The following is an 8,854-nucleotide window of genomic DNA, read 5'->3' as shown; positions in this document are numbered from 1 at the left end:
CGTCGATGATCAGCGGCGTGTCGTTGCCGATCGACGGCGGATATACCGCGCGCTAGGCCCCGTTACGGCAGTAGCGCGCTGCATTCGCGGAGCGGGGCAGTGTGCGGCTAGACCGGGTCCTTGCTCGGTGGACCGTCCGGCTGCTGCGGGTTGTCGTGATGGCCGGGTGGCGACGAGAACGGATCGTCTTCCGGATCGCGGTTCGGATCGGCCGGTGGCTCGGGCGTCGGGGTCGTGTGATCGCTCATGGAGAACTCGTGCAGTGCGTGACGGCGGTGGCGCGGCGGACGCGCCTCGTCTCCGTTATAGGCAATCGGGCACGCGTTTGCAGCGGGATTCTTGTTACGGGGCGTCGATCGTCGGAGAAATTCGCTTATTGGCGGTGTTCGTGCGGGATACTGCACGGCCCGTGCGATCGAAGTCAGCGCAAATCCGCCGGGGTATCGACGTCGCGCAGGATGCCGGGATCGTCGACGTCGAGCAGCGTCACCGGCGCGCTGGCGAACAGTGCGCGGGCGCCCGTGTCGCCGTCGAGGGCGGCGAGCGCATCGAAGTGGTGCGCGGCAAAACCGACCGGATGGCCGCGTACGCCGCGATGCGCGGGTGCGACGATCGACGCGTCGTCGGTTTCGAGTGCGCGTGCGACCGTTTCGTAGGTGGACGCCGCGATCCACGGCATGTCGCCGAGCGCGACGAGCCAGCCATTCGCGTCGGGGGTCGTGCGGACGCCGGCCGCGAGGCTCGCGCCCATGCCGCGCAACGCGTCGGGTGCATACACGACCTGGCAGCCAGCTTCGTTCAGCAGCATCGCAAGCTTTTCGGCGCCGGGACGCACGACGGCGATCACGTCGGCGGTGGCGGCCGCGAGACGGCGGGCGGCGGCGACTGCGACCGGCGTGCCGTCGGGAAGCCGAGCGAGCAGCTTGCTGTGCAGACCGCTCGGGTCGAAGCGTTGACCAAGGCCGCCGGCGAGCAGGACGCCGGTGGCGAGTGACGCATAGGACATCGGCGCGGGGGGAGTGAGGCAGGTGCTGCGATTGTGCGGGAGCACACGGGGATCGGCAAGTGAGGATGTTACCGAGTCACGTATGCCGGATCGGGAAAACCGTCATCGCGACGCTTCGTCGAGCATGCTTTCCTCGACGGGACCGTAAATTGCGTGTGATTCGTTCTGCATGACGGCCCAATAGCGGTCGCCGAACGACCAATGCCACCATTCGGACGGGTAATTCGTGAAGCCGGCGCGGGTCAGCGCGCCGATCAGGATCTGGCGGTTTCGCGCGGCCGCGCGGCTGATGAATGTGTTGTGCGTGTAGCACGCGCCGGACGATTCCTGGTCGGTGGCGTTCATGATGGTGCCCATGTCGATCTCGATGCCTTCCGCCGAGATCAGCGTGAGGTCGATGGCGGCGCCCGTCGGATGGGCGGCGACTTCCGGCAGTGCGACGTAGTGGCTGGTCAGGGCGACCAGGGTGTCTTCGTCCGGCAGCGGATTCAGCGTCCGGCGCAGATGCGCGAGATGCTCGGTGAAGGACCGGCGCTGCAGGGCCAGCGGGCGATAGCCTTCCTTGACGTACAGGCGCAGGCCGGCGGGCAACGCGTGCGCGGCGGCGATCAGCCGTTCCGCCACACTGCGACGCACTTTCAGGAAATGCGGGCTCCTGCTTTCGATATCGCGGCGGTCGAGATCGACGGCGATGCGGTCATGGAAGCCTGCGAGATCGACGAACCCTTCGTGTGACTCTTGCAGGGCGATCGAGCGGACGGCGGGATCGGAGAGCGGTATCACGGTAGCGGGCAAGTGGCGCGAGGACGGTTGCGGGCCGCGGGCCGATGTTGAATGGGGCGGCCGCGGTCGTTTTGGTCAGACGAATCGGCAATATGCCAGAGTCGGGCGGAAGATGCGCGGCGGTTCGAGCTACGGGGCCGGCGACGCTTACCAAAGCGTCCTGACGTGCGCGTACGCGCGGATTTTTTCGTCGCGGGTGATCAACCGAGCGCAGAGTCGCCCGCTGCCCATCACGCCGATGCATGCGTATCCAGCACGATCACAGCGACGTCTCCCAATCCTCTTTCGCAATCGGATCGAGAGGATTGTCGTAGCGCATGACCGAACCACGCAATATGTCCAGCGGCTGAGCTTCGCGCGAGCGATACGGTCGAATCTCGAGCGTCGGTTTGCCGTGGTCGGTGACGATCAGGTCTTCGCCCGACGCTTCGATGAGCCGGAGGTGTTCGAGTGCGCGAGCCTTGAATTCGGATTTCGATACGGGAGTGAGCGGCATCGCGATATGAGTGGGGTCATTTGACGAGATCGTTTTGGACCCGTCTTTCGACGCGGCGCGAGCGCCGGCGCGCGACCGACTCAGGCTACGCATCCGCCCACTTCCTCAACAGATTGTGATAAATCCCGGTGAGCGAAATGACCACCGGGTCCTTCGCCCCTTTTTCTGCGGAAAGCGCCTGAATCTGCGTATCGAGCTGAAACAGCAGCGTGCGATCACCGTCGTCGCGCACCATGCTCTGAATCCAGAAGAATGACGCGACGCGCTCGCCACGCGTCACAGGCGTCACGTGATGCAGGCTCGACGCCGGATACAGCACGAGGTCGCCCGCCGGCAGCTTCGCACGATGCACGCCGTACGTATCCTCGACGCACAGCTCGCCGCCGTCGTACGCATCGGGTTCCTCGAGAAACAGCGTCGCCGACAGATCGCTGCGCACGCGGAAATCCGTGCCACGCAGCAGCCGGATCGCGTTGTCGACGTGCGTGCCGAACGTCTCGCCGCCTTCATAGCGATTGAACAGCGGCGGAAACACCTTGAGCGGCAGCGCCGCCGAAAAGAACAGCGGATGGCGGGCGAGCGCATCCTGGATCGCGTCGCCGACGGTGCGCGCGACCGGCGAGCCTTCCGGCAATTGCCGATTCCGTTTCGCGAGCGCCGACTGCGCGCCGGACGTCGCGTTGCCGTCGACCCAGTCGGCGGTATCGAGCATCTCGCGGCATTGCGCGACCTGTGCCTTGGTTAGTACACCGGGGATATGAAGCATCATGATGCGAATTCCATGGCGTGCGGTGCCAGCTGCATGGCCACCGAACGAAAAGCGTCGAGCGGCGACGACACGAGATACGCGCGCATCTTCGCGATGAATGCGGGTGTCGCGGTGGCCGGCACCCGCGCGAGCCACGCGAGCGCTTCGTCGATGCGTCCGCGCTCGGCGAGCAGCCGTGCATAGTTGAACTGGCCGCGGAAGTCCCCGGCAATGGCGGCGCGGCGATAGTGGTCGAACGCGGCGTCGGTGTCGACCGCTACGACCCAGCCGTCCTCGTAGAACCCGCCGATCAGGTTGATCGATTTCGCATGGCCGAGCGCGGTCGCGCGGCGGAACCAGTCGAGCGCGTCGGCGCGGTTCTCGTCGACGCCGTGGCCGAGGGCGAGTGCGGTCGCGTAGTTGTACATGCCCCAGTCGAGGCCCGCCTGCGCGGCGAGCCGGTACCAGTACACGGCGACCGGCGCGCAGGCGGCCGTGCCCCAGCCGAACTCGTAGCAGCGCCCGAGCATGTTCATCGCCATCGGGTGGCCGGCCCGCGCGGCATGCCGGAACCAGTTGAACGCGGCGGCCGGATCGCGTGCGACGCCGTGCCCGTCGAGCAGGTATTGCCCGTACACGGCCTGTGCGTCGACGATGCCGTGGTCGGCCGCCGCGGCGACCCACGCGGCGGCGCGCTCGGGCGGCCCGGCCAGGATGTCGGCGAACTCGCGCGGCGATACCGACGCGAGCGCTTTCAGCGACACGGCTTCCATCGATCAGTAGCGCGCGTTCAGCGTGACGAACGCCGAACGGCCGGGCGCGATCGACGCATAGTGCGCCGGATACGCCTGATCGAAGTAGGTGCGGTTGAACAGGTTGTTGACGTTCAGTTGCAGGTCGAGCTTCTTGTTGATCCGGTACTGCGCCATCGCGTCGAAGCGCCAGTACGACGGCACGGCGCGCAGGTTCGCGGGATCGCCGAATACTTCCGACATATAGAACGCGCCGCCGCCGACCGTGAACTTCGGCGTGACGTCGTAGTTCGACCACATCGTCAGGCTGTGCTTCGGCGTGTTCGGGAAGCGGTTGCCGTTGTTCGCGGCGTCCTTGCCGTTGTCGCGCAGTTGGCTCTTCATGTACGTGTAGCCGCCGAACACCTGCCATTGCTTCGTGATCTGGCCGGCGAGGCCGAGCTCGAGACCCTGCACGCGCTTGTTGCCGACCATCGCGTACTGGTTGTTCGGCAGCGTCACGCGTGCGTTGGTCGTGTCGATCTGGAACAGCGCGGCCGTCAGCGACAGCTTGTCGTTCAGCACGTTCCACTTCGTGCCGAGCTCGATGCTGCGGTTTTTTTCCGGCGAAAGCTGATCGGCGTTCGGGCCGACGCCGCCGCGGCCCGGCGTGAGCGACTGCGTTTCGCTGCCTTCGCCGAGCATCATGCCGGCGGGCGTCGACGAGGTCGCATACGACGCGTAGATGCTGCCGTTCTGCGCGGGCTTGAACACGAGGCCGGCCTGCCAGTTGAAGAGCGTGTCGTCGCGCGTATAGGTCTTGCCGCCATTCGCCTTGGTATCGGTGAAGCGGGTCGAGTAGTCGTCGACGCGCACGCCGGCGTTGACTTGCCAGCGCGGCGTGATCTCGATCGTGTCGAAGCCGTAGATCGACTTCGTCGTGGTGCGCGCATGCGCGTAGTCGTTGTTGCGCGTGATCGAACCGGCCCACGGATCGTTCGGGTTCGGCGACCACAGGCTCGTGCAGTTGTAGCCCGACGCGGCGCCGATGCCTTTCTGGCAGATCGTGCCCTTGTCGGTCGCGACCGTGTACGAATCGCGCTTGCCCCATTCGCGCGACAGCTCGATACCGGTCGTGAAGCTGTGCTTGAACGGGCCCGTGCGGAATTCGCCGAACAGCTCGGTCAGGTTCGCGAGGCTGTTGATCGAGCTGTTGCGGTTGTTGTTGCGGCGCCAGACCTTGCCGTTCACCACGTTGCCCTGGCTGTCGTCCGGCTGCGTCCAGATGTAGTCCTGTGTCGATTCCGTGTAGCGCGTGGTGTTGCGCACCGTGAGGTTCGGCGTGATGTCGTGCTCGATCTTGATCGTGCTGATGTCCGACGTGGTCTTGCGGAAGTCGCGGTCGATCAGGCCGTAGAAGTTGTGGCGATCGACGGGCGCCGGATAGATCGTGCCGACGTTCGCGGGCTTGTTCGACGTCGTGTAGAAGTACGGGATGCCGCCGTCGGGCATGTCGTCCGTCTGCAGGTGGTAGTAGCTCGCGGTCACGCGCGTCGGCGTGCCGAGGCCGAACGCGATCGACGGCGCGACGCCCCAGCGCTCGTTGTTGACGGCATCGCGACCGGCGACGTCGTTGTTGTGGCTCATCAGGTTCAGGCGGAACGCGGCGTGCTCGGCGAACTGCCAGTTGCCGTCGGCGGTGAAGCGGCGATAGCGGTCGGTGCCGAGGCCCGCGCTCGCGGCGGCCGTCGTGCCGAGGTGCGGGGCCTTCGTGATCAGGTTGATGCTGCCGCCGGCGCCGCCGCGGCCGCCGTACGCGCCGTCGGAACCCTTCGTGATCTCGACGCGTTCGGTATTGAAGATCTCGCGCGTGGTGGCGCCCGTGTCGCGCATGCCGTCGACGAACATGCTGCCCTGCGTGTCGTAGCCGCGAATGAACGGACGGTCGCCGAGCGGGTTGCCGCCTTCGCCGGCGCCGAACGTGATGCCGGGCACGGTGCGCAGCGCTTCGGTCAGCGTCGCCGCGCCGCTGCTCTGGATCAGTTCCTGCGGAATCACGGTGACGGATTTCGGCGTGTCGACGAGCGGCGCGGTGAATTTCGCGGAAGCGGAAAAGTCGGCCTTGTAGCTGTGCTCGGTCTTGCCCTGGATCTCGATCGGCGCGAGGTGGCCTTCGGTGCTGGCGGGCGCCGCGGGCGGCGTACCGTCGGCGAACGCGGGGCTCGCGGCGAGCACGCTGCACAAGGTGGTGAACTTACCGAGCTTCAGCTCGTCCGGACGGGATTTCATGGTGCGCTTCGACCTCGTGGTGTGGCCCCGGAGGCACTGCGATGCGGAAATGTGCACGCCGCCGGGAATTATTACGATTTGTTTTCAGGCGGCATTCTATGTAATTTCCTGTTAAATGAGAAGCGTTCTTGTTCTCGTTTGTAAGGGAAGTGTTGACGAATGTTGCGGGGTGGTCGAAGGCTTGTGGGGCGGGGAAGGATGGCCGATTGGCCGAGTATGAAGGGCTGGGCGGTGGGACTAGAGTGGTTGCGTCGCGGGGCGCCGAGTGACTGCAAAATGCCAAGGTGGCCACGCGCGACGTCGCGCCGTTCGAGGCAGCAGGCCTGCGTGTGATCGACCCTTGGACCGCCTGACGCCGGGTTAGGCGCCGTCACGTTGTTACCGGCGCCGAAAATGACAACGCGCCGTGCAAGCCGGCGCGTTGGGTGCGTGATGTCTGCGCGTGGCCGTTGAACTGACGCAATCCCGCGTTCAGGCGCGCGACACCGGCCGCAGGTCAGTCGATCCCGTGAAACACCGCGTCTTCCGGCCCGAGGTATGCCGGCGGGCGCCACGTCGCGTCGCGCATCGAATGCTGGACGAGATTCTCGACACCCAGCAGTACCGCGAAGATCGCCATCCGCACCGGAATGCCGTTGTCGGTCTGCCGGAAGATCGCGAGACGCGGGTCGCGGTTCAGGTCGACCGACAGGTCGTTCGCGCCGGGCCGGCTGTCGCGCGGCAGCGGGTGCATGATCAGCGTGTCGGGCTTGCACACCGCGTCGACCAGCGCCTGGTTGATCTGGAAATCCGGCGTATAGCCTTCGAACGACTCGTCGGTGAAGCGCTCCTTCTGAATTCGCGTCGCGTAGACCACATCCGCGCCGCGCAGCCCGGCCGCGAGGTCGTTGGTCTGCTCGACCACATGGCCGTTCGTCGCGATCTGCTCGACGATGTACGTCGGCATCTCGAGCGTCGGCGGCGACACGAGCGTGAACTTCAGCCCGCGGTACAGCGCGAGCAGCTTGACCAGCGAGTGCACGGTGCGGCCGTATTTCAGGTCGCCGACCAGCGCGATGTGCGCGCCGTCGACTATCTTGCCGAGTCGCGAAAACTCGCGCTGGATCGTATAGAGGTCGAGCAGCGCCTGGCTCGGGTGCTCGCCGGGGCCGTCACCGCCGTTGATCACCGGCAGGTTGGTCGCGCGCGCGAATTCGGCCACCGAGCCTTTTTCCGGATGGCGGATCACGAGCGCGTCGACGTAGCCAGCCATCACGCGGCTCGTGTCGTAGATCGATTCGCCCTTGGCCATCGACGAGAACGTGAACCCCGTCGTATCGCACACCGAGCCGCCGAGCCGGCAGAAGGCCGCGCCGAACGACACGCGCGTGCGCGTGCTGGCCTCGAAGAACAGGTTGCCGAGCACCGCACCTTCGAGCACGCGCGAAATCTTGTGGCGGCGCGCGATCGGCTGCATGACATCGGCCACGCGGAACAGCGCCTCGACCGAATCCCGCGAGAACTGGTCGACGGAGATCAGTTGCGGCTTGCCTTCGAACAGGAATTGCTTCGCGAGCCCTTGTTTATCTACGCTTTGCGTATAGTTCTCGCCATCCGGTGCCGAGCGCTCGACGATTTCGGACACGAAGCGTTCGACGATCTCGGGCATCCCGCGCGATTCCTGCGAATCGTCCGGAAGCAGCCAGGTATCCAGCGCGCGCCGGCTGACGCCGATGCGATTCGCGAATGCCTCGCGGGTCATGTTGAGGCGGCGCATCGCGTCGCGGAGGAAGGCTTGCTGGGGAACGGTCATCGGCGGCTCCTGGGCGGAAAATATACGCGGTGCGTATATTAGTTCCTGCCGCAATGAAGTCAAGAAAAATCTGCGCGCATGCGCGGTGTGGTGCGTATGACACTCGGCGGAGCCGTACTGGCGCGCGGCCTGCGTCTCCGTATAATCAGGTCAGGCCCCGTGTCCGGCAGCGTGCCGGGCGCCAGCCGCACACGATTCGCCCGAATGGGCATGTTGATTCGAAGGAGAATGAGAATGACGCGTACGATTGCTGCAATGCTGCTGGTGGTGACCGCGGCGCTCGCCGGTTGCAATACGGTCGCCGGCGTGGGCCAGGACATTTCGAAGGGCGGCCAGGCGATCAGCGATTCGGCTGAAAAGGCCAAGTAAGCCGACCGGTTCCGGTATGCAGAAGGCGCCGGCCTTCCCGCGATTGCGGGGAGGCTCGGCGCCTTTTTTTACGCGCGGGTCGATGCCGGTGGCGTCAGGCGCGTTCCACGAACGCGTAGCGGCCTTCGACCTTGCGCGGCGTGAACCAGCCGTAGTCGGGGAACAACCGGGTGCGGACGAACCACACGTAACCGACCAGCACGACCGTGATCGCGAGACTCGGCAGCGCGGCCGCCGGATCGCGCCCGAGATCGGCGACGGCCTTCGGTATCTGCAGCAGCGACAGCACGATGAACGCGTGATATGCGCCCACCCGATGGGTCGCGAAGCCCCAGATGAACAGCAGCGACAGCGGCACGGTCAGCGCAAGGAAGACGGTGACGAGGACGTTGCCGGCACCGGATACGAAGAAGTAATACGCAAGCATCAGGCTGATGACCAACTGGGCGATGCCGAGCGCGATCAGGATCCGGACGTGCACCTTGTTCTTGCGGCAGCGTTCGGGGTCCGGGCGCGATGCGATCAGGTGCGCGAGCACGCGATCCTTGAGCCCCTGTCCGGACAGTTCGGCCAATGTGTCGGCCTTCCTCGTTCCCGCGGACAGCAGCACCGCGATTCTTGTTTTGGCTTCCTTCCTGTT

Annotated in this window: 10 protein-coding genes and 1 pseudogene; 2 read left to right on the top strand and 9 right to left on the bottom strand. The window is 65.6% G+C overall.

All coding sequences use genetic code 11. The features are described from left to right. Positions 1-107: 107 nt before the first annotated feature. The 7 genes from JMF90_RS12205 to JMF90_RS12175 form a co-directional block, all read right to left on the bottom strand. The gene (locus JMF90_RS12205) at positions 108-248 is read right to left on the bottom strand and encodes a hypothetical protein (RefSeq protein ID WP_012339712.1); all 141 of its coding nucleotides are present in this window, start codon (positions 246-248) and stop codon (positions 108-110) included. A gap of 173 nt (positions 249-421) precedes the next feature. Continuing rightward, complete coding sequence (locus JMF90_RS12200; protein ID WP_011547331.1) at positions 422-1,006, bottom strand: NTP transferase domain-containing protein; 585 nt, start codon at positions 1,004-1,006, stop codon at positions 422-424. A 102-nt stretch (positions 1,007-1,108) separates the two neighbouring features. Next, positions 1,109-1,801, bottom strand: a complete 693-nt coding sequence (locus tag JMF90_RS12195) for a M15 family metallopeptidase (RefSeq protein WP_011547332.1) — start codon at positions 1,799-1,801, stop codon at positions 1,109-1,111. Positions 1,802-2,048: 247 nt separating this feature from the next. Beyond that, the gene (locus JMF90_RS12190; protein WP_041489371.1) at positions 2,049-2,285 is read right to left on the bottom strand and encodes a type II toxin-antitoxin system Phd/YefM family antitoxin; all 237 of its coding nucleotides are present in this window, start codon (positions 2,283-2,285) and stop codon (positions 2,049-2,051) included. Between the two features lie 85 nt (positions 2,286-2,370). Then, positions 2,371-3,054, bottom strand: coding sequence for a Fe2+-dependent dioxygenase (locus JMF90_RS12185; RefSeq protein WP_011547334.1), 684 nt, complete (start codon positions 3,052-3,054; stop codon positions 2,371-2,373). Then, positions 3,051-3,806 (bottom strand): tetratricopeptide repeat protein, encoded by a 756-nt coding sequence (locus JMF90_RS12180; protein ID WP_201317100.1) that lies wholly within the window; start codon positions 3,804-3,806, stop codon positions 3,051-3,053. Before JMF90_RS12180 ends, JMF90_RS12185 begins: the two co-directional genes overlap by 4 nt. A 3-nt stretch (positions 3,807-3,809) precedes the next feature. Beyond that, on the bottom strand, positions 3,810-6,053 hold the full coding sequence (locus JMF90_RS12175; protein ID WP_011694783.1) for a TonB-dependent siderophore receptor: 2,244 nt from the start codon (positions 6,051-6,053) through the stop codon (positions 3,810-3,812). Between the two features lie 284 nt (positions 6,054-6,337). Here JMF90_RS12175 and JMF90_RS40040 point away from each other — a divergent pair. Further along, positions 6,338-6,406, top strand: a pseudogene (locus tag JMF90_RS40040) (VapC toxin family PIN domain ribonuclease); the annotation flags it as partial. A gap of 143 nt (positions 6,407-6,549) precedes the next feature. On the opposite strand, the gene JMF90_RS12170 reads toward JMF90_RS40040, so the two are convergent. Next, positions 6,550-7,845, bottom strand: coding sequence for an aspartate carbamoyltransferase (locus tag JMF90_RS12170; protein ID WP_011547337.1), 1,296 nt, complete (start codon positions 7,843-7,845; stop codon positions 6,550-6,552). A 234-nt stretch (positions 7,846-8,079) separates the two neighbouring features. Between JMF90_RS12170 and JMF90_RS12165 the strand changes: the two genes are divergently transcribed. Beyond that, positions 8,080-8,214, top strand: a complete 135-nt coding sequence (locus JMF90_RS12165) for an entericidin A/B family lipoprotein (protein WP_006485835.1) — start codon at positions 8,080-8,082, stop codon at positions 8,212-8,214. 94 nt (positions 8,215-8,308) lie between these two features. Here JMF90_RS12165 and JMF90_RS12160 read toward each other — a convergent pair. Beyond that, positions 8,309-8,854 (bottom strand): permease (locus tag JMF90_RS12160; protein ID WP_201325133.1); only part of this gene is annotated, 546 nt, incomplete at its 5' end.

Origin of the sequence: Burkholderia sp. E168m23 (assembly GCF_016586125.1) — a bacterium.
GTDB classification, from domain to species: Bacteria; Pseudomonadota; Gammaproteobacteria; order Burkholderiales; family Burkholderiaceae; genus Burkholderia; species Burkholderia orbicola.
This window is presented reverse-complemented; position numbering and strand designations above follow the sequence as displayed.